Source organism: Nitrosomonas sp. Nm58 (assembly GCF_900107335.1).
In the GTDB taxonomy this organism is placed as follows: Bacteria; Pseudomonadota; Gammaproteobacteria; order Burkholderiales; family Nitrosomonadaceae; genus Nitrosomonas.
Genome location: NZ_FNPQ01000009.1, coordinates 1 through 24664, shown reverse-complemented (window position 1 = coordinate 24664; position 24664 = coordinate 1). Strand labels below are relative to the sequence as shown.

Genomic DNA, 24664 nt, shown 5'->3' with positions numbered 1-24664 from the left:
GTTGTCATGAAACCTTTATATTGAGTCGCTAAGATAAAAATCCTGTCAATTCAATAATTGGAGTAAAACAATGATTAATGAAGTTATATCTAAAAGAAAGGAAGTATTTCTGTTAACTGATACCGATTGGCACACCCGTACCATTCAATTTATTGTCGGCATCTTGATGTTAGCGCTCTACGTATGGATAGGCGCAGGTATTCTCAGCTTAATATTAAATCTGTCCCAGGTTCTCAAGAATGGATGGGCAAACGTTGCCGAGCATATCATTATTGATATCGTATTGATCCTGGCAGTGCTTGAACTCATTCGTATATTACAATCCTATCTGGCAGTAGGGCGTGTAAAGGTAACTTTCATTCTGGATGTGGCATTGGTAGTGCTGATCGGAGAATTAATCGGCCTGTGGTATAAAGAGTACACATTGATGGAAGTTGGATTAAACATTACCGTAATTACAGTGCTTACATTACTACGTATTGTTTCTATACGTTTTTCGCCCGATGCTATTGATTAACTCTATATGGAATTCAGACATAGCAATTAAATCATCTACACAGATCCAGTAGGCTCAGAACTGCATTGAGATAATTCTCTTTCATTATGTTAACTGCTCAAGTTCAGGAAAGTGACAAAACTTCTGGGCTGGAAGCTGGAGCGGATGATTATCTTACAAAACCCTTTTCACCCCGTGAGTTGATTGCCTGAATCAAAGCTGTGCTAAGTTGACGCTTACCAGAAATGTCGGATGAAATTATTGAGATGAGGAATTGAAACTTGATCCGACTACACACAGTGTACATGCGTATGCCAGTGATGAATCGTATTGCGAAGCTGGAACGAAAGCGCCACGGCAAGCCGCGCGTTGTCCGCGTCGCGGTGGAATACCTTGTGGACGCGACCGGGGCGGCCATAGAGCCTTCAATTCGCGAATGACTATCTTTCTCTCTAAAAACCCCGGCACCCCGGCCCGGGAAACGTGCCTGACGCCTTCTTAGGGGCGTATCGGGGCATCCTTGCCCCCAAGGTGATGCTTGTCCCGGTGTCCGCCGATTGGGAAGCCGCACGAATTCGCCCGTAACAAAGGCCGATAGTGTGGGCAACGGCTACGACGACGCCCCCGCACCGAAGCGTAAAGGCGAAAAGCGGCGAAGGCTGGCGGCTTATCTTTCGAATGGAAGCGGTAAGGGGGGTGATGACGGCGAACTGTTCAGGTGTCGGCGCATTCCATACCGCAACCTTCGAAAGAATTTCACCATGAACCAAGCAACGAACACCCTTGCCCCGTCGTACACGAACCGCCTTGTTCAAACCGAAGCCGCATCGCCCTTTCTGTTGTTGGCTGTGACCGGAACGGGCCGCAAAGCTTTTCTAGGCGACCCCGAAAAGTTCGATAGCAGCGTAGGGCCAGACATTACCAATGCCCACCTTGCCTTGCGCGATGGCATCGATACCATCGCCCGACTGTTGAAGGACGAAACGCGCAACGGCGTTCAGCGGCACGAAGTCGCAGGCGTGATGACCGCGCGCACCATCGAAGCTTTGCAGAAGGCGAAAACCGCTATCGAAAGCCGGGCCGAACTGCTGTACGGCGGCGGCGTAGCACAGACCGAACGCGAGTTTGCCCCGCGTGCCAGCCATGCCAGCCTTTAAAGCGAAATCCGGGCGTACATCCGCGAACAGGGGAAGCAGCCGAGCGGCCGACGAAGGTGCGCGCCGCGATGCTCGAAAGCAAGGACGTTGCCGCCGTCATCTTCCACAGTCCGGGCTTTTTGGTCGGCATCAACCCCGAAATGCATTCGAAACGATGGAAAAATGGGTTTCCGACACCTACAAGCGCATGACGGATAGCGTCGCGCTTCGTGAACTTGCGGCGAAGGCTTCGACGCGCGTTCACATTTGAATCCCAATGCCATTGGGACTTTTTGCCCGGCCCTCGCGCCGGGATTTTTTAGCTTCCGGCCGGTTCTGGCTTCGGGCGGTTAATGGCTTCGATAACGTTCACCAAGTCCGAAGAAGTGTGATTTTCGAAGCTTTTTCCTTGGAAGTTGACCGTTCCGGTTGTGTATACGTTCATCCTAAGTCCATCGTCAAAGCTGACTTGCGTTTGCTCTGCCGTTGGGTGCGTCACTTCGCTGTCGGATGCACAGTGTTGACGAATTAAATCAGTGCGTCGGTGTTATTGCATTTGATACCCATGTTCTTGTTCCTTTGCACGTTGTTCAACGCGATTTCGTAGTCTATCGCGAGGGAGAATTGACTAAAACAAAAAGCCCACAAGCGGTTTCCCGTTGTGGGCTTCTATGTGGTACAAAATAAATAGAACATCACAAGTTATTGATTTTATTGTACAAATGGCGGAAGCGGTGAGATTCGAACTCACGGACGGTTGCCCGTCGCCGGTTTTCAAGACCGGTGCCTTAAACCGCTCGGCCACGCTTCCAGCAATTAGTTACGACAGATTCAAGGACAAATGACCTCAGCTAAAAAAATCATTTCTCTTCTGCATCATTTGATGATGCAGTAATGTTACAAATCAGACCGCTTGGAATGATACCTTTTTAAGGTCTGTTTTACTAGCATAACCCGCAACATGTGCTAACTATTTTGTCAAAGCAGCAAGTTTCTCAGTCAGCCGTTTGATTTCTTCTTCAGCGTTTCGCAGTTGTGTTACGTCATATTGCACACCCAGGTAGTAAAGTATATTGCCGTGGGGATCAAACAGAGGGGTAATAACTAAGTGGTTATAAAACATTTCACCATTTTTTCTGTAATTTCTGAGTGTGATTTCAATTGGCTGTTTATTCATAATGGCTTCTCTCAACTGATAGCGCTCTTTCTGGTCACGATCAGTACCCTGCAGGAAACGGCAATTTTTCCCTATCGTTTCTTGTTGCGTGTAACCTGTTATTTTCTCAAACGCTTTATTGACATAAACGAGCGGCAAATCCTCCAGATCAGGATCGGCCAATGTGACCCCGTTAACACATGAATCAAGAATTTTGGACAATACTTGTGGAATCAATCCAGGGTCTTTCTCAACGATAAAATCCATTTTTTTCTCCAAAATTTTTCCAGTAATGAATTAAAAATTTATCCAGACGAAGGTTATCAGAAATTGTGGCTGAGTAGCCAACACAGGGTTAATCAAATCAATTCGGCCTCTATTAATCTCTTGATGTTTCTGACTGTTCTCTCTGCACCATCCTGAACAGCTATGCGAATAAGCTTCTCAAAGGGTCTCATGTGCAACTCGAGGCTGAGCAGCTCAAAAGTGAACGTGATTTGAGTAGACGCCGGATCGGCTGATTCCAATACATAATCACAGCGAAAGGGATTCGATACTCCATCAAAACGGATGCGCATACAAGGCTCAAAGATGACCACCTTAAAGGTGGATTCTGATCGGTTCCCTTGATCAATACGTATCTGACGGCATAAAGTTCCCAATCCCAGAGGGCCATCAGTCAATTTCTCCAGCTCTCGGACTTCCGGTGACCACCTTGGATAATTGGCAAGCAAGTCAGTACCAATAAAGTTGAATACGCTCTCTTCAGACTCACGAATCACTGTACTTGCCTTTCCTACGACCGGCTTATCGTTAAATAAATTAAACATACAGCAGCCTCCTGCGTATCGATGCCTCAAATCAGATAGGTATCTATTCCTGTCAACAGTAAATCATATTGCGCCTCTACAATTTCTTTAATGACATAAGCCGCAATACCCGTTACTACATTATTTTCAAGCGCCAACCAGCCAACTGCATCCGCGGAACCAAGGCTGACTACATAACCTATATCATGATGCATATAAGGCTCAAGTATTTTAAGCAGACCTGAATGCCGTAAAATATTCCGGGCCGCGAGCTTTCCTTTACGCACCGCTGATTGCGCTGTCATCGCATTAGAGCCAAAAGACTGGTAAATTGAACAATCACCTGCAACGAATATATGCGGTAATGATCTATGGTTAACAATCATTTGCCCGAAAGCATTGGCAGCAAACTGATTTTGCTGCTGCTCGCCAGCAAATAGTATAGACAGGCTGGAAGGAAGTTCATACTGTCTCCCGGTGTTCTTTTCTTCCAGCAAAATTACGTTATCCTGCTGCCCCCGAAAATACGTACCTGGACAAAAATCGATTTCAAGATCAACCATACGGGATTGTGCATAGTCAGCAAACCTGTCAGGAAACTGTTTGAGCACCCGATTCCCGCTCTCAATCAAGCGCACTCTGTTTTCAAATTTGTGACGTTGTAGAAAATGTACGATCTCAAACAGAAATTGTATCCCAGTAGCCCCCCCTCCAATAATAGAAATAGGATCTTTCCTGCTACCTTCCCCAGCCAAATATTTGCCTAGCAGCTCTGAGCCAGCAGTTACCATAAAATCATTCAACCCAAAGATACAATCCATATTACGATCCATATCCCTTGCGGGTGCGCCAGAAGCAACCAGAAGATAATCAAATGGCAGTGAAAGATCATCAAATGCTATACATTTATCGTTCTGCCATTGCTGCAGAGTCGCTTCCTCAAGCAAGAGTTCGGCACAAATATGGCGGCAGCCAAATCGTTGCTCAAGTTCCGTGAAGGGTACGATCAAATCAGATAAAGGATACCGGAACGTTTCGTGAAGATGCGTAATCTTGAGGTGATGCGTTCTGGGATCGACAATCGTCACTTCGGCATCTGGCATGTATCGTACAAGCGTTGTCAGTGCTGCGAGTCCAGCATAACCTCCGCCTATGATAATAATCTTTAACTGTTTACGACCGGGCACATAAAATGGCAGAAAAGCCACGCATTCTCCTTATTTTCCCTGAAATGATGTTATTACCGACATTGGAACACCATGAAAAAGGCTTAAATCACCTACCGATATTTTGTGGTTTATATCACACTTAGGTAGCGTAGCATGAAATAATTATGACCATGATGTATTCTGAATGCGCTTTTCTCCTTGCTTATTCATAACCACAGGCAAGGGTAGATAGCGAGGGCTGCATATTCCAGCAACTTCTGGAGATAAATCTGATGCGGAGCCGAATAGAGTAAATCAGCATCCCGCACGATATAAGTAATCCTTTTTCAGGCATCATTCACCACTACAGCTAATTGATAGCTATAAACACCCTCGGCTCGACGTAAGACAAAATCACCGATTTCGCTTTCCACACATTGACGAATATTTCATTGCTTTCAAAAATATGTTTTATAAAAACTTTCTTAGCTATTAGAAAGCAATCCGCTAAAATCTTTTCTACTTAGGTTAGCAAGTATAATTTAAGCTTCAAGACAATGAACTAGTCATTCAAACCAATCAATCCATCAATATTTCTTCAAGAAGGTACACGGTGCATATTCATATCCTCGGTATTTGCGGTACATTCATGGGCGGCCTCGCTGTGCTGGCGCGCGCATCTGGCCATAGAGTCACAGGTTGCGATGCCAATGTTTATCCGCCCATGAGTACGCAGCTTGTTTCTCAGGGAATCGAATTGATTGAGGGGTATTCTCCACAGCAGATACAACTCAATCCAGACATATTTGTGATCGGCAATGCCATTTCCCGTGGTAACCCTTTAATGGAGGAAATTCTAAATAGGAATCTGCCCTATACTTCCGGTCCACAATGGCTTTCAGAATATATTTTGAGAAACAAGTGGGTGCTAGCCGTCGCAGGCACTCATGGCAAAACAACGACAAGTTCGATGTTGGCATGGATATTGGAGTACGGAGGATTGACCCCTGGCTTCCTCATTGGAGGGATACCAGAAAATTTTGGGATCTCCGCACGATTAGGCGGGAAATATAAACATCAAACAGATTATCATGAACCTTCTTCATTTTTTGTGATAGAAGCTGATGAGTACGATACGGCATTTTTCGACAAGCGCTCCAAATTCATCCATTATCACCCCAGAACTGCGGTATTGAATAATCTTGAATTTGATCATGCTGATATCTTTCCCGATCTGGCCGCAATTCAACGGCAATTTCATCATTTGGTGAGAACCATTCCTGAGAATGGATTGATTGTTTCCAATGATCTTGAGAAAAACTTGCGGCAGGTACTTTCTCAGGGCTGCTGGACACCCGTTGAGAAATTTGGCGTAAGTGAGGGTTGGCAGGCTAGAATGTTAACTGAGCAAAGCATCGAAATTTTTTTCCAAGAAAAATCTCATGGAATACTGCAATGGGATTTATTGGGAGAACATAATCTCATGAATGCTCTTGCAGCAATTGCAGCAGCGCGCCATGCCGGCATCCCTCCTGATATCGCAATTACCGCATTGTCACAGTTCAGAAATGTCAAGCGAAGAATGGAAATACGCGGCATAGTCAATGGCATCACAGTGTATGATGACTTTGCCCATCACCCCACTGCGATTAAAACAACATTAAGCGGCTTACGCCATAAAGTAGGTAATGCACGGATCATCGCTGTCTTGGAACCACGTTCCAACACGATGAAAATGGGCATTTGGAAAGATAGCCTGGCAGCGAGTCTTGAAATCGCAGATCAAACTTTTGGTTATGCCAATCACGCGGAATGGGATTTACAAACGGCGCTCAGCCCCTTAGGAAAAAGGGTCAGTGTACATTATGAGTTGGCGCAGTTGATCAACGCCATTGTGATCACTTCTCGCCCCGGCGATCATATCCTCATTATGAGCAACGGGGGCTTTGGAGGAATACACGAGAAATTAATGAAATCTTTGGCTAATCATCATTGACAGATGCTTTTCGAAATAAGCATTAATCACAGCGTGTTCTCCTGTCTCAATTTTTGAGCAATCTGCAGCATAAATAGTCAAAGGTGTGACAATTTGTCACATAGCCTAAATTTTTAATTTGCGCTAGTGTTATATAGGAATACGTGAAATACAAGATGAGCCATCTTCATGTTTAACATTCTCCATCAGTCACCACTTAGCAAAAACCTGCAGCGACTAGTTCTTTTAAGAAGTATTGCGATTGTCATGCAATGTACTCTATTTGCTTTTGCATATTCAGTCATTGAACTGGATGTCCCTTGGGCTAAGATGATAATCGTCGTGGCAATACTTACCCTACTCAATTTTTTTACCTGGATTCGTCTTCATCATACATTTCCCGTTACGAATCTTGAGTTTTTTGCACAATTGCTAATTGATATTTTTGCTTTAACTGCATTACTTTATTTCAGCGGCGGCTCAACTAATCCATTTATTTCGCTTTACCTGCTACCCCTTACCATTGTTGCATCAATCCTTCCTTGGCGTTACACCTGGGCAATCGCAGGAATCACAATTACTTGCTACACCATTCTTCTTTTTGAATACATACCGTTGCCACATAACCATTCGGATGATCATAGCGCTCATCTTATGGAGTTTAATCTCCATATTTCCGGCATGTGGTTAACCTTCGTGTTGAGTACTATCTTGATTGCCTGGTTTGTCGTCAAAATGAGTATTTCCATTCGTGATCGTGATAAGGATCTTGCGCAAGCACGAGAACAAGCATTACGCAATGAACAAATCATCGCGTTAGGCACTCTGGCTGCAGGTGCAGCTCATGAATTAGGTACCCCTCTGTCGACGATGGCGGTCATCGCTGGAGAGCTGCAACAGGAATATCCTCAGAACGAAGAGTTCCAGAATAATATCCGTATCTTGCGTAATCAAATCACTCACTGCAAGCAGATCCTGACGCAACTGCTTGTTAATGCAGGACAAGCACGAACAGAAGATGGAAATAGTCAGTCCGTTGATTATTTTCTAAAGCAGGTGCTGGACAAATGGCAGCTCATTCGCCCTTCAACCAAATTCAGCTATCAGTGGCATGGCGCGCAACCTGCACCTCTTATCATGAATACACAATTACTGAGTCAATCCATTCTGAATTTACTGAATAATGCTGCGGATGCTTCTACCGATCAAGTCAAAATCAAAAGTAATTGGGATCAATACACTCTGAATCTAGAAATCCACGATGATGGTGAAGGCCTGACTGGAGAAGCTGCCCAACGGGCAGGAGAAGCATTTTTTACTAATAAAGCACCTGGTCAAGGATTTGGAATCGGCTTATTCCTCGCAAACGCAAATATTGAACGTTTTGGGGGGAATGTACGTTTGTTTAATCATCCAGATGGCGGCGCTTGCATAAATGTTACACTCCCTTTGATATCAAAAGCTACCTAGTTATATATAACTTACGCTTGCTCAGAAAAAAAGATGAATCTCTCATGAATGAATGTATAGAACATCCAAGTTTACTCATTGTCGATGATGATCCCATTTTCTGCGATGTACTCGCCAAGGCAATGACAAAACGAGGATTTGATGTCGCTTGCACCCACACCATCGCATCCGCCTTGGAAAAATCTGAATCTCTAATGCCTGAATATGCGATTATTGATCTCAAACTATCAGATGAGTCGGGGTTAATACTCGTTAATAAAATAAAAAAATTAGATCCTGGAACTCGTATCGTCATGCTGACTGGTTATGCCAGTATCGCTACAGCAGTCGAAGCAATCAAGCTTGGTGCAACGCATTATCTAGCCAAACCAGTTGACGTTAATGACATCATGGCGGCTTTTGAACGTATCACAGGTGATATTGACGTCCCGATAAGCGCACATCCACTATCAGTTGGACGATTGGAATGGGAATATATTCATCGTATCCTGGCTGAAAATAATAATAATATTTCAGTTACCGCAAGAATTTTAAACATGCACCGCAGAACGCTGCAACGTAAGCTTGCCAAGAAGCCTGTTTAGGGGTTGGTCATGCTATTCATACTCGAGAATCTCGCGGTTACCCGAATGTCTTCTCCAATCACACGAAGGTCGGTTATTTCGAGTTTACGCTTATGGGATAGCTTGGTTAGCATTGGTAAACTTAGCATTCCCTGTGCTTTGTCTCCAAGTACATAAGGCGCAAGATAGATAACTAGCTCATCGACTAATCCTTCTTGCACCATGGCACCGCCTAAAGTACTCCCTGACTCTACAAGCACTTCGTTGATCTCAAAATCGGTTAATTTAACCATCATTTGAGTCAGATCTACTTTGCCGCCAACACCCGGCATAATGATTATATCCGCCCCTTTTTCTTCCAGAGACTTTATTCTGCTTTCATTTCGCTGAGCTGAAAAAATCAATATCTTTTCACCCTGCAATAGCCTTGCATTGACTGATATTTCGAGTCGGCTATCAATTACGACACGCAATGGTTGTCGAGATGTCTCGATATAGCGAATCGTCAATCGCGGATCATCCTTCTTTACTGTACCAATGCCCGTTAAAATTGCACAAGAAATAGCGCGTAATCGATGTCCGTCCAAACGGGCTGCTTCGCTGGTAATCCATTGACTCTCGCCATTCTTCAACGCTGTCTTTCCATCCAGACTTGCAGCAATTTTCAATCTCACCCAAGGTCGATGGCGAATCATGCGAGAAATAAAGCCAATGTTGAGCACCCTTGCTTGCTCCTCTAACAAACCGGCCTGCACTATAATTCCCGCCTGCCTTAACATTGTTACACCACTTCCCGCTACCAAAGGATTAGGATCCAGCATTGCTATAATGACCTTAGCCACACCCGCATTGATTAGAGCCTGGGCACAAGGAGGAGTACGCCCATAATGACTGCACGGCTCCAATGTCACATAAACAGTAGCATTTTTTGTTTCAACGCCCGCAGAATTCAGCGCATTGATTTCAGCATGAGGTTGACCGGCGCGTTCATGCCACCCACTGCCTATTACTCGATTATTTTTAACAATGACACAACCTACACGGGGATTTGGACTCGTTGTATATAAACCCTTTTCCGCAAGCTTTAATGCTTGAGACATAAAGGTGTAATCAGTTGATGAAAAAATTGGGGAATCTTCGAGCACAAACAGGCCCTGAATATGTATGCTGCTTTAATAGCACTAGCGTGCTTGATCTTTGAAGAATTAAATTTGCATTTCTCAAGATTAGTTTTAAGGTAAATTCTGAACTTCCCTGATTACTTCCTGAAAGTCGCCAACATCCTTGAAACTCTTGTATACAGATGCAAAACGTATATAAGCTACCTTATCAAGCTTATAAAGCTCCTGCATGACTAGCTCACCAATACTACGCGAAGATATTTCCCGCACTCCCAAACTCAGCAGCTTCTGAACAATACGATCAATGGCTGCATCCACATATTCAGTTGGAACGGGGCGTTTATGCAGCGCACGCAAGAAACTTGTGAGAAGCTTATTTCGATTGAACTCTACACGATTACCATTTTTCTTGACTACTTGCGGCAAACGTAGCTCTACTGTTTCATAGGTAGTGAAGCGCTTGCCACAAGCTGTACAATGCCGCCGTCGACGAACACGCCCCCCCTCTTCACTGACGCGAGAATTAATTACACTAGTATCTTCAGCGTTACAGAAAGGACATCTCATTATTTAACACCAGCTAAACTGGTTAACTAAATTAGCTTCTTTTACTATCCCAAAACAAATCTATATAGATATTATCAAGCAGCAGTCCAATAGATCTATAACTACTCGAACATATCAGTTTACATATACTGGATATTTTGCACACAATATCTTCGCATCTTGAGCGACGCGGGCTAGAACCGCCGAATCATTCGGAGAGTCCAACACATCCGCAACTAAATTTGCCAATTGCTCAGATTCAATTTCTTTGAAACCACGTGTTGTTACTGCTGGCGTGCCAATTCGTATGCCACTCGTTACAAAGGGTTTCTGAGGATCGTTTGGAATAGCATTCTTGTTAACAGTTATATGAGCGGCTTCCAAGGCTTCTTCAGCCTCCCTGCCTGTCAAATTTTTGGCGCGAACATCCACCAAGAACATATGACAATCAGTGTGTCCAGAAACGATGCGCAAGCCACGATTTTGCAGCACCTTTGCCATGACTCGCGCATTCTCGATAACTCGCTGCTGATAGTCTCTGAACTCCTTACTAGCTGCCTCTTTAAAAGCCACTGCCTTGGCTGCTATGACGTGCATGAGCGGGCCACCCTGGGTTTGTGGAAAAACTGCTGAATTAAGCGCTTTCTCAAACTCCTGCTTGGCCATAATAACGCCGCCTCGTGGACCGCGCAGTGTTTTATGGGTAGTACTGGTGACAAAATCAGCAACACCTACTGGATTGGGATAAAAGCCAGCAGCAATTAGTCCTGCATAATGCGCCATATCTACAAATAAATAGGCGCCGACCTCGTCTGCTATTTTACGGAAATGTTTCCAATTTATGACTCGCGCATAAGAGGAAGCGCCAGCAACAATCATTCTCGGTCGATGTTCATGCGCCAATCGTTCCACTTCATGGTAATTAATTTCTTCAGTTTCAGGGTCAAGTCCATAAGCCACAGAATTGAAAATCTTACCACTCAGATTAACTGAAGCGCCGTGAGTTAAATGCCCGCCATGTGCAAGAGACATCCCTAAAAGGGTATCACCAGGTTTTAGTGCAGATAAATATACTGCCGCATTAGCCTGGGAACCAGAATGTGGCTGCACATTGACATATTCAGCATTAAATAACGCTTTTAAACGATCAATAGCAAGTTGTTCCACTTTATCGACATACTTGCAACCACCATAATAACGTTTGCCGGGATAGCCCTCTGCATATTTATTAGTAAGAACTGATCCTTGTGCTTGGAGGACTGCGGGACTCGCATAGTTCTCAGAAGCAATCAATTCAATATGATCTTCCTGTCGTTGCATCTCACCTTTAATTGCTTGCCACAAATCTGGATCGACACTTTCTATCGTTTTTTTATAGGAAAACATGACAGCATTTACTCTTTGGAAAATTTAGATATTTAAATTATGCATTCTACCATTTAGAATGGTAGCAGCATACAAAGTGAAACTACATAAAGGTAATGAGCATAAACTGAGGGTACCTGCAATACTCTAGTCATCAGGTAAAATTACTAAGAAAGAAGACCATAAGATCTTAAGTACACCAAAAAAGTATTTGTAATACCATCAAACAAATACATTAAAAATGTAATTAAGACCTTATATAAAAATCAGTGTAGCTCCAAATAATCTTTATCGGTAATATTGCATCAGACTTTTGTTACAACAAGAGATTCCTGTTGACTCTCAGTAATTTCTCTAACAACAAGTAATTTAGCTGAAACAGTTCCGCGTCACATTTATTCTCCAGAAATATTTAACACATCTTCCAGGAAAATCCTTCAGCAAAGAACTTTGCTCTCATTATCATTGAATTGAAGCATGACCTTTCCATCACTATTGATATCTACTGTCACCTTCCCTCCATTGCAGAGTCGTCCAAAAAGTAATTCATCTGCTAAAGCACTACGAATCGTATCCTGTATAAGACGTGCCATTGGTCGTGCACCCATAAGTGGATCAAATCCATGTTCAGCTAGGTAGTTACGTAAATTATCAGTAAAGGCAGCTTCTACTTTTTTCTCCTGTAATTGTGCCTCCAATTGCATTAAGAACTTATCAGTAATACGCAGAATGATTTCTTTGCTCAATGGTGCAAAAGAAATCATTGCATCTAATCGGTTACGAAACTCAGGAGTGAACATGCGTTTAATTTCAATCATTTCATCACCTGTTCTGACAGACTTGGCAAATCCAATAGTGGATTTAGTCAATGACTCAGCCCCTGCGTTTGTCGTCATAATGATAATCACATTGCGGAAATCTGCCTTACGCCCGTTATTATCTGTCAATGTACCATGATCCATTACTTGCAATAGAACATTGAATATATCTGTATGCGCTTTCTCTATTTCATCAAGCAGCAAGACTGAGTGAGGTTGCTTTATAATCGTCTCAGTCAGTAGCCCTCCTTGCTCAAAACCAACATACCCAGGAGGGGCCCCAATCAACCTTGATACCGCATGGCGTTCCATATACTCAGACATATCAAAACGATGCAAAGGCACGCCCAGAGTATAGGCAAGTTGACGCGCCACCTCAGTTTTCCCTACCCCTGTTGGACCAGAAAAGAGGAAAGAGCCAATAGGTTTTTGCGAATTTCCCAAGCCACTTCTGGACATCTTAATAGCCGCTGCAAGCGCATCAACTGCTGCATCTTGCCCGAAAACAATAGATTTCAAATCGCGGTCGAGCGTTTTCAGTTTATTACGATCATCACTTGAAATACTTTGTGAAGGCACCCGAGCGATCTTAGCAATAATATCTTCGATCTCATGTTTACCGATAACTCTACGCTGTTTCGATTTTGGCAAAATACGTTGTGCCGCACCCGCTTCGTCAATTACATCAATTGCTTTGTCCGGCAAATGCCGATCACCAATGAAACGAGCTGACAATTCTGCAGCAGCTGTTAACGCTACCGCAGTATATTTGACATTATGATGCTTTTCATAACGAGATTTCAGGCCACGCAGAATAGCCACTGTCTCATCAATACTCGGCTCAGAAACTTCAATCTTCTGGAAGCGCCGCGATAATGCATGGTCTTTCTCGAAAATTCCTCTATATTCGTTATAAGTAGTAGCTCCAATACACTTTAAGCGACCGGCACTTAGCATGGGTTTTAGTAAATTGGAAGCATCCAATGTGCCACCTGATGCGGCACCTGCACCGATCAAAGTATGAATTTCATCTATAAATAGGATAGCTTTTGGATTATCAACCAACTGTTTTAGTACTGCCTTGAAACGCTGCTCAAAATCCCCCCGATACTTCGTGCCAGCTAACAATGCACCCATATCTAGAGCATAAACCTGATGATGTGTCAGAACTTCTGGCACGTCACCTTCAGTAATCCGCCTTGCCAACCCCTCTGCAATAGCTGTTTTACCAACACCAGCCTCACCCACCAGCAATGGATTGTTCTTTCTGCGACGACATAACGTTTGTATGACTCGCTCCACCTCTCTCTCACGTCCAATCAGAGGATCAATTCGATTTGCAATTGCTAAATTGTTAAGATTAATAGTATAACTCTCTAGCGAATTACCAGAATTTTGTTGTTGCTCGCTATCATTTTCATCTTCAATCTTATTAGAGTCATTATTCTGTGACGCTTTACAGATCTTATGCGAAATATAGTTCACTACATCTAATCGTGTTACACCCTTCTGCTGTAGGAAATACACTGCGTGAGAGTCTTTTTCACCAAAAATTGCTACTAAAACATTGGCACCGGTAACTTCTTTTTTTCCGGATGATTGAACATGTAGTATTGCGCGCTGAATCACACGTTGAAAACCGAGCGTAGGTTGAGTGTCTACTTCTCCATTACCACTTACAATAGGAGTATGGCGGTTAATATGATCCTGAAGTAAAACTCGCAAATCCTCAATATCAATCGCGCAAGCAATCAACACTTCTGCTGCACTAGGATTATCAAGCAAGGCGAGCAGTAAATGTTCTATTGTGATGAATTCATGACGCTTCTGTCGTGATTCCACAAATGCCATATGTAAACTTACTTCTAATTCTTGTGCGATCATGTTAGCTTTTCTCCATAACACACATTAATGGGTGCTGGTTTTGTCTAGAAAATTCATTTACCTGCTGAACTTTGGTCATTGCTATATCACTGGGATAAATACCACAAACACCCATCCCTTCAGTATGAATCTTAAGCATAATTTGAGTTGCTTTTTCTTGATCCATAAAGAAAAAAGTTTGTAGCACCATCACTACAAAATCCATAGGAGTAAAATCATCATTTAATAACATAACTTTATATAAGGGGGGTAACTTAATCTTACTTTTACTTTCCTCTAGCACTCCATTTTCACGATTCTTTGTTACCATGACTTACCTAATATAATTTAAAAAAAGAAAAGCACGAGCAACAAAACAAATTATTTCTTCTTTATCATATTTGACGATTACGACAAAATTTTCAAGCGCCTTAAACGAATCATTTTACTTCACAGCAAAAAAACTATCTTAAAATTTACACGATGGCTTGACTTAAGCCAAAAATTTGCGTAAAACACCAACTGGCGTTTGGCTTCAAGTTCTCTGCAGTACTGGTTAGAGCCGTTTGCGGTCTTGAAATTCAAATAGTTTTAGGGTTTCCGGCCCAGTTTTTTATAGGAAGTAAAAATGGCAACAGGTACAGTAAAATGGTTCAATGATTCCAAAGGGTTTGGTTTTATAACACCTGATGATGGTAGCGAAGATTTATTTGCACATTTCTCAGCAATCAATATGACCGGTTTTAAAACTCTCAAGGAAGGCCAGAAAGTGAGCTTTGAAGTTACTCAAGGGCCCAAAGGAAAGCAAGCATCAAACATTCAGTCTGCCTAAGACATTGCAATACACAAGGACTATCCTTTTAAAGAGGCAGTTGGCAATATAGAAGTTAGCTGTTTACTTTAATCGTTGAAAATACCCATCGCCAGCCTCAAGTTGACGATGGGAGAAAGATATTTAAATACAACTCACTGTTTCGTTCTTCTAGCTCATTCTTTCTATAATTGCATCTCCAAATTTTGAGCACGTAACCTCAGTTGCTTCTTTCATTTGCCGCGCAAAATCATAAGTTACTATCTTATCTTTGATAGTTCTCTCCATTGATTTAATAATCATATCAGCAGCCTCATTCCAGCCAATATGCCTTAACATCATTTCGGCTGAAAGAATAATTGATCCTGGATTAACTTGATCTTTACCAGCATATTTAGGAGCTGTACCATGCGTCGCTTCAAATATCGCAACTGAATCACTTAAATTCGCTCCAGGCGCGATGCCAATGCCTCCAACCTGCGCGGCTAGAGCATCGGAAATGTAATCACCGTTTAAATTTAGCGTAGCAATCACATCATACTCAGCAGGGCGCAATAAAATTTGCTGCAGAAAAGCATCGGCGATAACGTCTTTTATTACAATTCCACCCTTATCCTTGGGTAATTTCATCCATGGCCCTTCATTTAGCAATTCAGCACCGAATTCTTTCATAGCCACGTTATAACCCCAATTCTTAAAAGCTCCTTCGGTAAATTTCATAATGTTACCCTTATGCACTAAGGTTACCGATGTACGTTTATTGTCGATCGCATACTGTATCGCTTTTCGCACTAACCGCTCAGTTCCTTCCTTTGATACAGGCTTGACACCAATACCAGAGGATTGAGGAAAGCGAATGCTTTTTACTTGCATATCTTTTACCAGGAAGTCGATCACTTTCTTTGCAGATGCAGATTCAGCTTCCCATTCTATCCCTGCGTAAATATCTTCTGAATTCTCACGAAAAATAACCATATCGACTTTCTCCGGATTTTTTACCGGACTAGGCACACCCTCGAAATAACGAACAGGACGCAAGCAGACATATAAATCAAGCAATTGGCGTAGTGCTACATTAATAGAGCGGATTCCGCCGCTTACCGGTGTTGTCAAAGGGCCCTTGATAGAAACCACATATTCTCTTGCAGCCTGTAATGTCTCATCTGGTAACCAAACATTCTCACCATACAGTTTGGTTGATTTTTCTCCAGCATAGATCTCCATCCAGAAAATCTTGCGCCTATCGCCATACGCTTTATTTACTGCCGCATCGACAACTTTTATCATCACAGGTGTAATATCGATTCCTATCCCATCTCCCTCAATAAATGGAATAATTGGGTGATCAGGTATAACTAACGAGAGATCACTATTGACAAGAATCTTCTTGCCGTTAGGGGGCACTTTTATATGTTGAAACATAGAATCTCCAATAAACTAGTGAGTTATAAAATATATTGTAATTTAACCTTGAATGGTCGAGTAAATTCATGACAGATACTCATTTAATTGCTATTCATTCAATCCAATCCTTGCCTGATTAATCCTAACTCGCAGTACCATTCTGTCCCCAGACTGAACAACTTCCACTCTGCGCAAGAAATTCTGCCCAAGCAAACCCATTTCTCCTTGCATACCTACACTTATACTCAGCCCCTTTGCCAAAATACCGCCTATCTTGATATCTTGTCCCGATACAATCTCACCCATAAATTTACCCCCAGCGGTCGAGAAACTTGCGGGCCTGCCAGTTGGTAAATTTGCAGCGCGCGCCAAATCATAGCTAATAGAAACCATACTTGCCCCTGTATCTACCATAAAATCGACAGGATAACCATTGATTTCTCCTCGAACATAATAATGTCCATCCCATGATCTAGAGATCACAACTTCACTGCCCGCTCGATTATCTTGAATCACAGCAATTTTGGGTTCTAGCCAGTTCTCAAAAAATAAATAGGCTATGCTAAAAAGGATTACCCAGATCACCAACGCAGTAACATAGCCCCAAGGAATATAATTGCGCATCATTAAATCATGTACTTCCTGAAAATAGTCCGGCTAAACAAAAAAACCATAAAAAATAAGCAGATCCCTATTCCTAATTAATTTCCTGTGTACTCACTCATCAGATACATTACATTTTAAATCAAAATCTATTACTTTCTTTTTTACTTAGGTATTCGTCTCTTCAGAATTCTCCTTGATTTCTATAATGAAAATTGAGTTAGATGATTTATTCATAATTAATAATGAAATCTGTAATACTTATCAAATAGAGTTTTAATGACTTATATGAAGTAAGAAATGCCAGTTAATCAGCCCAAGCTTTCATAGCTTGCTAAAAAATACGCTAGAATGTAGTTTTTGAACTTTTATCGGGAGCCCTTTAATGTCAATGGCAAACCGCGATGGTGTAATCTGGTACGATGGAAAAATGGTTCCTTGGCGAGATGCTACCACGCATGTACTTACTCATACGCTACATTATGGAATGGGCATATTCGAAGGCTTACGTGCTTATCTAACAAGTAAGGGACCGGCCATTTTCCGTTTAACTGAACATACTGACCGCCTGTTTAATTCAGCGCATATTTTCAGAATGGCTATACCTTTTGACAAAGCCACACTGATGCAAGCGCAAAAAGAAGTAGTTAAACAGAATCATCTTGAATCTGGTTATATTCGCCCTATCGTTTTTTATGGCCCAGAAGCAATGGGATTATCTGCTAAAAATCTATCTGTTCATGTCGCAATTGCCGCCTGGCCATGGGGCACCTATTTAGGAGCAGATAGTTTAGAAAATGGTATTCGTGTTAAAACATCCTCATTTTGCCGCCATCACGTGAACATTAATATGTGTCGTGCGAAATCAGTGTCTACCTACACCAATTCCATCTTAGCGCACCAGGAAGTTGCACAGGATGGCTATCATGAAGCATTACTCCTGGATGTAGATGGGTATGTTGCTGAGGGCTCTGGAGAAAATATTTTTATCATCAAACAAGGTAAGCTTTACACACCTGATTTGACCTCTTGCCTTGAAGGCATCACACGCAGTTCAGTAATCGAGCTAGCACAAGAAATAAATATTCCTGTAATTGAAAAACGCATTACCAGAGATGAAGTTTATTGTGCGGACGAAGCATTCTTTACAGGAACAGCGGCAGAGGTCACTCCTATTCGAGAGCTCGATAATCGTATCATTGGCAATGGTAAACGTGGCCCAATTACTCAGCGACTACAAGCTTTGTTTTTCGATTGTGTCAACGGTAAAGCAACCAATCATGCCGATTGGCTACACCATGTTTGACCTAGTTTAATGGAGCATTTCATGAATAACCCAACCACCCTCAATCAGCGACAAATTGAAATCACCGATGACGATTTACCTTTGCATTGCCCCATATCGTCTATGCGCCTATGGAATAGTCATCCACGTGTTTTTTTACCCATCGAAGCCACCGGTGAAGCACTATGCCCTTATTGTGGCACGCGTTACATCTTGAAAGGTGGCGCAAAAGCAGAACATCATTGAATCAATCAACAAGCCTATTCCTGATCAATTAACAATTAAAATACTGAGCGCGGTCAATTCGAATAGATAATTTCATTCTGATCTGCTTTTAAATATCCCGAGCCATCAAGTTATTACGTCATGAATAAAGTTCCACGCGAAATTTTTAAAGCGTACGATATCCGAGGTATCGTAGACACCGTGCTAACCAATGACGTAGCTGAAAAGATTGGTCACGCCATTGGTTCTGAAGCGCGTGAGCGCAAACTCGATTCTATTGCGATAGGCCGGGATGGCAGACTATCTAGTCCTTCCCTGACACAAGCATTGACAAAAGGATTGCAAAAAAGTGGCCTTCAAGTCATAGATGTAGGCGCGGTACCCACACCGATGCTTTATTTCGCAGCACATCAGCTATGCAACTATACTGGCGTAATGATCACAGGTAGTCATAACCCACCGGATTACAATGGCCTGAAGATAGTTCTGGGTGGCGAAACGTTAGCAGCTGAGACAATTCAGGCATTACGTATTCGCATAGAAAACAACAACCTGATGTATGGCGAGGGTAATTACAAAACACACGTTATTACTCCAACCTATTTCCAGCGTATTATCAGCGATGTCAAATTGACTCGCCCAATAAAAATCGTTGTCGATTGCGGCAATGGGGTAACTGGAGCTTTTGCGCCAATACTCTATCGGAATATGGGCTGTGAAGTGATCGAACTATTTTGTGAAGTCGATGGAACATTTCCCAATCACCACCCCGATCCATCAGTACCCAAGAATCTTCAGGACGTCATTTATGCTCTAAAAACTACTGATGCAGAAATTGGTTTTGCCTTCGATGGTGATGGCGATCGACTTGGCCTGGTAACCAAAGATGGGAGTATTATTTATCCCGATCGCCAGCTGATGTTATTTGCTGCCGATATATTGACTAGAAACCCAGGAGGGCAAATTATCTTCGATGTTAAATGCACGCGCAATTTAGTTACATGGATCGAGCAACATGGCGGTAAGCCGATCATGTGGAAAACCGGGCATTCATTCATTAAGGGAAAACTGAAAGAAACAGGTGCGCTATTAGCAGGAGAAATGAGCGGCCACATCTTCTTCAAGGAACGCTGGTATGGCTTTGACGATGCCCTTTATGCCGCAGCACGATTATTAGAGTTATTAAGCAATCAAGATGACATTAATGCTACATTGCATGCTCTCCCAGATGCTCTTAATACATCAGAATTACAAATCAAACTAAAAGAAGGCGAAAATCACGCATTGATAGAACAGCTTCAGAAAAATGCACACTTCGATAACCCAGAACGAGTGATCACCACTGATGGATTAAGGGTTGAATACAAGGATGGATTCGGTCTGATACGCGCATCGAATACAACCCCTGTCGTAGTTTTACGCTTTGAAGCAGATGATACGATAGCACTGCAACGCATACAGCAAGACTTTCGTAATATCATTCTGCAGTTCAAACCAGACGCTATATTACCTTTCTAAGAATCTGATTAGACCTATTGATATACCTACTGCAAATTACTACCAAAAAAGGTAGTGGCTGCTGGTAATTTCAAATAAAAATGTAGCAGCTCTTAAGCTGATGCCTGAGTAGAATTTTTTTACAAGCTACCAGTAAGGCCATTTGTCATTACACTCACCAGAAAAGCTGTTCCTATTTCAATCATACAGCAAGGACAATTCTTTAGATTGTTCTCCAACTCAACCGATCAGGCTGGCGAATCATGCTATAACCTAGGTGCAACTAAAGGAAATCATTTTCCCCTGAACAATCATACGTTACTACATAATAGGGGAACTTGATTTGCGAACAATCATCAAATTGGCATGAAACTTTACTACTTGATTATCGTATTATCATTACTATTTCCTGCAAATATTTTCGCAAACGAACTTCCAGATCTTGGCGATATATCACAAGCCACAATTACAACCCACCAAGAACGACAGATCGGTTTGCAGATTATGCGCCAAATTCGCGCAGATCCCAGTTATCTGAATGATGCTGAAATAGCAGGTTACCTCAATAATTTAGGTAATAGGCTCATTTCATCATCAAATGAAGCAAAACCCGATCAATCATTCGAGTTCTTTGCCCTGCAGGATCCTTCCATCAATGCATTTGCTTTACCGGGCGGATTTATGGGATTCAACAGCGGTCTGATCATTGCCGCACAAAGTGAATCTGAATTAGCGGGGGTTATGGCGCATGAAATTGCTCACGTCACTCAGAAACATCTGGCAAGAATGCTTTCTGGACCGCAATATATTGGCCTTTTTGCTTCCATCGCTGCACTTGCTTTAGCTATTCTCGCGTCTCGCTCGAATCCTCAAGCAGGACAAGCAGTGCTTGCGACTGCACAAGCCGGCGCCATTCAATCCCAGCTGAACTTTACACGTAAACATGAAAAGGAAGCGGATCGAATCGGTTTTAATATTTTAAATAAAGCAGGATTCGATCCTCATGGAATGTCAGCCTTCTTTGAGCGTTTACAAAATGCTGGGCGATATTATGAAAATGGAGCCCCCTCTTATCTGAGAACGCACCCGCTTACTTATGAGCGCATAGCAGATATTGAGAATCGCACACGAGAATTATCTTATCGCCAAGTTGCTGACAGCATCGATTTCCACCTAGTTCGAGCTAAGCTAAAAGCCCTCCAGGGGAACTCTACAGATAGAGTAATGGAATTTAATTCACGCCTACAAGATAAACGTTACGCCAATGAAATTGCGGAACGCTATGGCCTAACTTATGCGCTATTGCGCGATAAGCAGTACAAACGTGCAGATAAGGAATTAAACGAACTGTACCGAGTAATGCAGTCTGATCATTCTATCAGCCTACTCAAGAATCACAGTTTGGGCAACCCCGTCTTGGTTGAGAGCGAATATTTACAATCAGGTGCCATGATCGAAGCACTTGCCGCACGAGTTAAACTGGCCAACAAACAAATTCAAGATGCATTTAAAATTTACCAAACTGCATTAAATACATACCCCCAACACCGCGCACTGATTTACGATTATATAACAGCCTTACTAAACCACCAAAATGCGAAAGCTGCTCTTGAATTCATCAATAAACAGTCACAAATTATTCACGATGACATCAATCTTTATCGGCTGGAAGCACAATGTCACTCTGCGCTTGGGAACCACATGCTCCAACATCGTGCTCAGGCAGAGGTCTATGTCCAAGAAGGAAAATATCGCGCTGCAATAGAGCAGCTAGAGATTGCTTTACGTAAAGATAATGGTAATTTTTATCAATTGTCCAGTATAGAAGCACGCCTGAGACAGCTCAAGGAATTTGCTGCTGCTAGTGAGAAAAAGCAGTGATTTCAGTTAAACCCTGCTGTAATACTTAAAATCAGTCATCTAAATGATGGCACCTTAATAACTTCATGTTTAAATAAGACTTGGTCCACCTCCAGATGTCACGCCTTAATCTCAAAAATAAATCGATTATTTTGCTAATCATTCTGGTATTTGGGGCAATTTATGGATATACCAATCAAAAACTAGCATCTGAAAAAGAAGAGTATCGAACCAGAATAGTTGATCGTGGAGACATTGCTCAAATTATTTCGGCAAATGGAACGCTGACCCCACTTGAGCTTGTCAATGTAGGGACGCAAGTGTCAGGTACCGTCTCCAAAATATATGTAGACTTCAATGATCAGGTAATAACAAGTCAAATATTAGCTGAACTTGATCCAGCGCTTCTCAAAGCGCAATTACAACAATCTGAGGCTAATTTTAAGAGCGCCCAGGCAACTTTAAAAAATGTGACCAGTAAGGTTACTCGTAGTCGCATTCTTTTACAAAAAGGATTCATTTCCAATGAAGCTCTGGATGAAATCGAACAACAACTGGATATTGCACATGCTCAGGTAGCTATCAGCAAAGCTAATGTTGAACGTGATCGCGCTAATCTGAATTACAGTGTTATCCGGTCACCAATTTCCGGGATAGTTGTCGCACGCGATGTGAATGTTGGTCAAACTGTTGCGGCTAGTTTCCAGACACCCACCTTGTTCCAGATCGCCCGTGATTTACGGCAAATGCAAATTAATATCAGCGTTGCCGAGGCCGATATTGGTCAGATACACGCTGATCAGGAACTCTCTTTTACGGTAGATGCATTTAAGGAACGAGAATTCACTGCTTTTGTTAAACAAATACGCATGAATCCTACTATCCAGGAAAATGTAGTTACCTACAACGTGGTTGCAACTGTCATCAATGACGATGAAACTCTATTACCGGGCATGACAGCGAATGTTCGTTTCATCGTCAACCAAAAAAACGCTGTCCTTCGGATACCTAATGCAGCGCTTCGTTATAAGCCAAGTAACGAAATATCTGTATCCATCAGATCCTCTGCCAGACAATCCCACCAGCCCCTCCTCTACCGCCTTGGAAACAAGGCAGCCATACCGATAAATGTTGTCACCGGGATCACAGATGGAAATTTCACTGAAATGATTTCAGGTGATCTAAAAGAAGGGGATGAGTTGATTATCAGTGATACTGCAAGTAAAAAACAAAATGAATCATCTACGAGCAATTTTAGATTCAGGATGTTCTAATGCCGGGCATAGACAACATTCCAAATCAACCATTGATTCGAGCGGAAGATTTGTGCAAGGCTTATCGCCTAGATCGCCATGCAAATCAGCCGGTTTTCCATCAGGTGCTATTTGATATCAACCTTGAAATTTATTCTGGAGAATTCATTGCCATTATGGGGCAATCTGGCTCAGGTAAATCTACTTTAATGAATATTCTGGGTTGTCTTGATACACCTACGAGTGGCAATTATTGGTTAGCTGGCCGCAATGTAGCATATCTATCTAATGATGAACTGGCACGCGTACGAAATCACGGCATAGGCTTCGTATTTCAGGGTTTTAATTTGCTTAAGCGCATGACAGCCTTGGATAATGTGGCAATACCATTACTGTATGCCGGTATGAGCCGCAACGAAAGCCGTGAACATGCGCTGACATTATTACAACAAACAGGCCTGGGGCAATTTACGCTACATTATCCTAATCAACTTTCTGGAGGACAGCAACAGCGAGTCGCAATCAGCCGGGCATTGGTTAATCAACCCCAGCTTATTCTGGCTGATGAACCAACTGGCAATCTTGATACACAAACCAGCCATGAAATCATGACATTATTCAAACAACTTAATGGCGGTCAGGGCATAACGATTATCCTGGTAACTCATGAAGATGATATCGCCTCCTATGCCAACCGCACGATTCGATTAAAAGATGGCCGCATCATCCAAGATAAAAACAAAGGCCCCCTTTGATTTACGTCATCTCATAATAATCTGAAGTTTCACCGTTTTGATCTAAACTTTACATTTTTCCTTAAGCAACTATACGCAATAATGCATCGATAAAAGAATTTTGTATGGGTTTATCTGGTTTAGGGCAAAAGCTCATAAAATCTTTATTGAGCGCAGCCTGAGTAATCAGTTTTCTGACATCGGAAAAGGCAAAGTGACTTCGATTGTTAACAACGTAACAACGCTGCGGTGTTTTATCAAGGTAATCGGCGTATATCCAGGTTACGGTGGCGGCCATCATGCAGAAGTTGAGATAGTTGGTAACGGCATGGTAGTTTCGGGTTTGGCTTCTTGAGCTACCGATTTCCTGCTTGATCTCTTTGAAGCCGGCTTCGATTTTCCAGCGTGCGCCGTAGTATCCGATAATCTGCGCGACGGTGAGATCGAGGTCGGTGGTAAAGAGTGCAACCCATTGTGATCTTCGATAGATCCAAACCACGCGCACGGCACATTTGAGTGTTTTCAA

At 42.5% G+C, this 24664-nt stretch carries 23 protein-coding genes, 1 tRNA gene and 1 pseudogene; 13 read left to right on the top strand and 12 right to left on the bottom strand.

The window, feature by feature from the left end; translation table 11 throughout:
• Positions 1 to 70 precede the first annotated feature (70 nt).
• The 3 genes and pseudogenes from BLW34_RS05370 to BLW34_RS05360 all read left to right on the top strand — a co-directional run bounded on the left by BLW34_RS05370 (position 71) and on the right by BLW34_RS05360 (position 1653).
• Positions 71 to 517, top strand: a complete 447-nt coding sequence (locus BLW34_RS05370) for a phosphate-starvation-inducible PsiE family protein (RefSeq protein WP_090540679.1) — start codon at positions 71 to 73, stop codon at positions 515 to 517.
• Positions 518 to 600: 83 nt separating this feature from the next.
• Positions 601 to 705: pseudogene (locus tag BLW34_RS16790) on the top strand (response regulator); the annotation flags it as partial.
• Between the two features lie 390 nt (positions 706 to 1095).
• Complete coding sequence (locus BLW34_RS05360; protein ID WP_090576617.1) at positions 1096 to 1653, top strand: hypothetical protein; 558 nt, start codon at positions 1096 to 1098, stop codon at positions 1651 to 1653.
• Between the two features lie 702 nt (positions 1654 to 2355).
• Here the strand turns inward: BLW34_RS05360 and BLW34_RS05345 are convergent.
• The 4 genes from BLW34_RS05345 to BLW34_RS05330 form a co-directional block, all read right to left on the bottom strand.
• Positions 2356 to 2443: transfer RNA gene (locus tag BLW34_RS05345), tRNA-Ser, on the bottom strand.
• 159 nt (positions 2444 to 2602) lie between these two features.
• Positions 2603 to 3055 (bottom strand): PAS domain-containing protein, encoded by a 453-nt coding sequence (locus tag BLW34_RS05340; RefSeq protein ID WP_090540678.1) that lies wholly within the window; start codon positions 3053 to 3055, stop codon positions 2603 to 2605.
• A gap of 92 nt (positions 3056 to 3147) precedes the next feature.
• Complete coding sequence (locus tag BLW34_RS05335; RefSeq protein ID WP_090576611.1) at positions 3148 to 3618, bottom strand: SRPBCC family protein; 471 nt, start codon at positions 3616 to 3618, stop codon at positions 3148 to 3150.
• 26 nt (positions 3619 to 3644) lie between these two features.
• Positions 3645 to 4805 (bottom strand): NAD(P)/FAD-dependent oxidoreductase, encoded by a 1161-nt coding sequence (locus BLW34_RS05330; RefSeq protein WP_090576606.1) that lies wholly within the window; start codon positions 4803 to 4805, stop codon positions 3645 to 3647.
• A gap of 553 nt (positions 4806 to 5358) precedes the next feature.
• On the opposite strand from BLW34_RS05330, the gene mpl reads away from it, so the two are divergent.
• The 3 genes from mpl to BLW34_RS05315 all read left to right on the top strand — a co-directional run bounded on the left by mpl (position 5359) and on the right by BLW34_RS05315 (position 8774).
• Entirely contained in the window at positions 5359 to 6741 is a 1383-nt protein-coding gene (mpl, locus tag BLW34_RS05325) for a UDP-N-acetylmuramate:L-alanyl-gamma-D-glutamyl-meso-diaminopimelate ligase (protein WP_090576604.1), read from the top strand.
• Positions 6742 to 6909: 168 nt separating this feature from the next.
• Positions 6910 to 8190 (top strand): ATP-binding protein, encoded by a 1281-nt coding sequence (locus BLW34_RS05320; protein ID WP_090576601.1) that lies wholly within the window; start codon positions 6910 to 6912, stop codon positions 8188 to 8190.
• A gap of 44 nt (positions 8191 to 8234) precedes the next feature.
• On the top strand, positions 8235 to 8774 hold the full coding sequence (locus BLW34_RS05315; protein WP_090540665.1) for a response regulator transcription factor: 540 nt from the start codon (positions 8235 to 8237) through the stop codon (positions 8772 to 8774).
• On the opposite strand, the gene ribD is transcribed toward BLW34_RS05315, so the two are convergent.
• The 5 genes from ribD to clpS all read right to left on the bottom strand — a co-directional run bounded on the left by ribD (position 8771) and on the right by clpS (position 14797).
• Positions 8771 to 9898, bottom strand: coding sequence for a bifunctional diaminohydroxyphosphoribosylaminopyrimidine deaminase/5-amino-6-(5-phosphoribosylamino)uracil reductase RibD (gene ribD, locus BLW34_RS05310; RefSeq protein WP_371263913.1), 1128 nt, complete (start codon positions 9896 to 9898; stop codon positions 8771 to 8773). The genes BLW34_RS05315 and ribD overlap by 4 nt on opposite strands.
• 87 nt (positions 9899 to 9985) lie before the next feature.
• Positions 9986 to 10441, bottom strand: coding sequence for a transcriptional regulator NrdR (gene nrdR / locus BLW34_RS05305; protein WP_090540663.1), 456 nt, complete (start codon positions 10439 to 10441; stop codon positions 9986 to 9988).
• A gap of 114 nt (positions 10442 to 10555) precedes the next feature.
• Entirely contained in the window at positions 10556 to 11806 is a 1251-nt protein-coding gene (gene glyA / locus BLW34_RS05300) for a serine hydroxymethyltransferase (protein WP_090540661.1), read from the bottom strand.
• A gap of 416 nt (positions 11807 to 12222) precedes the next feature.
• Positions 12223 to 14487 (bottom strand): ATP-dependent Clp protease ATP-binding subunit ClpA, encoded by a 2265-nt coding sequence (clpA, locus tag BLW34_RS05295; protein WP_090576598.1) that lies wholly within the window; start codon positions 14485 to 14487, stop codon positions 12223 to 12225.
• 1 nt (position 14488) lies between these two features.
• Complete coding sequence (clpS, locus tag BLW34_RS05290; RefSeq protein WP_090540655.1) at positions 14489 to 14797, bottom strand: ATP-dependent Clp protease adapter ClpS; 309 nt, start codon at positions 14795 to 14797, stop codon at positions 14489 to 14491.
• A gap of 297 nt (positions 14798 to 15094) precedes the next feature.
• On the opposite strand from clpS, the gene BLW34_RS05285 reads away from it, so the two are divergent.
• Positions 15095 to 15298, top strand: coding sequence for a cold-shock protein (locus BLW34_RS05285; RefSeq protein WP_011112285.1), 204 nt, complete (start codon positions 15095 to 15097; stop codon positions 15296 to 15298).
• Positions 15299 to 15448: 150 nt separating this feature from the next.
• Here BLW34_RS05285 and icd read toward each other — a convergent pair whose 3' ends face one another.
• Positions 15449 to 16699 carry an NADP-dependent isocitrate dehydrogenase gene (icd, locus tag BLW34_RS05280; RefSeq protein ID WP_090576595.1) on the bottom strand — a complete coding sequence of 417 codons (1251 nt, stop codon included), beginning with the start codon at positions 16697 to 16699 and terminating at the stop codon, positions 15449 to 15451.
• 90 nt (positions 16700 to 16789) lie between these two features.
• Positions 16790 to 17308, bottom strand: coding sequence for a retropepsin-like aspartic protease family protein (locus tag BLW34_RS05275; protein ID WP_256203604.1), 519 nt, complete (start codon positions 17306 to 17308; stop codon positions 16790 to 16792).
• Between the two features lie 361 nt (positions 17309 to 17669).
• Here BLW34_RS05275 and BLW34_RS05270 point away from each other — a divergent pair, with 361 nt between their 5' ends.
• The 6 genes from BLW34_RS05270 to BLW34_RS05245 all read left to right on the top strand — a co-directional run bounded on the left by BLW34_RS05270 (position 17670) and on the right by BLW34_RS05245 (position 24159).
• The gene (locus BLW34_RS05270; protein WP_090540650.1) at positions 17670 to 18590 is read left to right on the top strand and encodes a branched-chain amino acid transaminase; all 921 of its coding nucleotides are present in this window, start codon (positions 17670 to 17672) and stop codon (positions 18588 to 18590) included.
• Between the two features lie 21 nt (positions 18591 to 18611).
• The gene (locus tag BLW34_RS05265; RefSeq protein ID WP_090540648.1) at positions 18612 to 18815 is read left to right on the top strand and encodes a zinc-finger domain-containing protein; all 204 of its coding nucleotides are present in this window, start codon (positions 18612 to 18614) and stop codon (positions 18813 to 18815) included.
• A 120-nt stretch (positions 18816 to 18935) separates the two neighbouring features.
• Positions 18936 to 20312 (top strand): phosphomannomutase/phosphoglucomutase, encoded by a 1377-nt coding sequence (locus tag BLW34_RS05260; RefSeq protein ID WP_090576592.1) that lies wholly within the window; start codon positions 18936 to 18938, stop codon positions 20310 to 20312.
• Positions 20313 to 20657: 345 nt separating this feature from the next.
• Complete coding sequence (locus BLW34_RS05255; RefSeq protein ID WP_090576589.1) at positions 20658 to 22172, top strand: M48 family metalloprotease; 1515 nt, start codon at positions 20658 to 20660, stop codon at positions 22170 to 22172.
• A gap of 95 nt (positions 22173 to 22267) precedes the next feature.
• A complete protein-coding gene (locus BLW34_RS05250; RefSeq protein WP_090576586.1) occupies positions 22268 to 23425 on the top strand; it encodes an efflux RND transporter periplasmic adaptor subunit in 1158 nt (385 codons plus the stop codon).
• Positions 23425 to 24159: an ABC transporter ATP-binding protein gene (locus BLW34_RS05245; RefSeq protein WP_090576583.1), complete on the top strand. Its 735-nt coding sequence runs from the start codon at positions 23425 to 23427 to the stop codon at positions 24157 to 24159. Before BLW34_RS05250 ends, BLW34_RS05245 begins: the two co-directional genes overlap by 1 nt.
• Before the next feature lie 61 nt (positions 24160 to 24220).
• On the opposite strand, the gene BLW34_RS05240 is transcribed toward BLW34_RS05245, so the two are convergent.
• On the bottom strand, positions 24221 to 24664 hold a 444-nt coding region (locus BLW34_RS05240; protein WP_143037872.1), incomplete at its 5' end, for a transposase.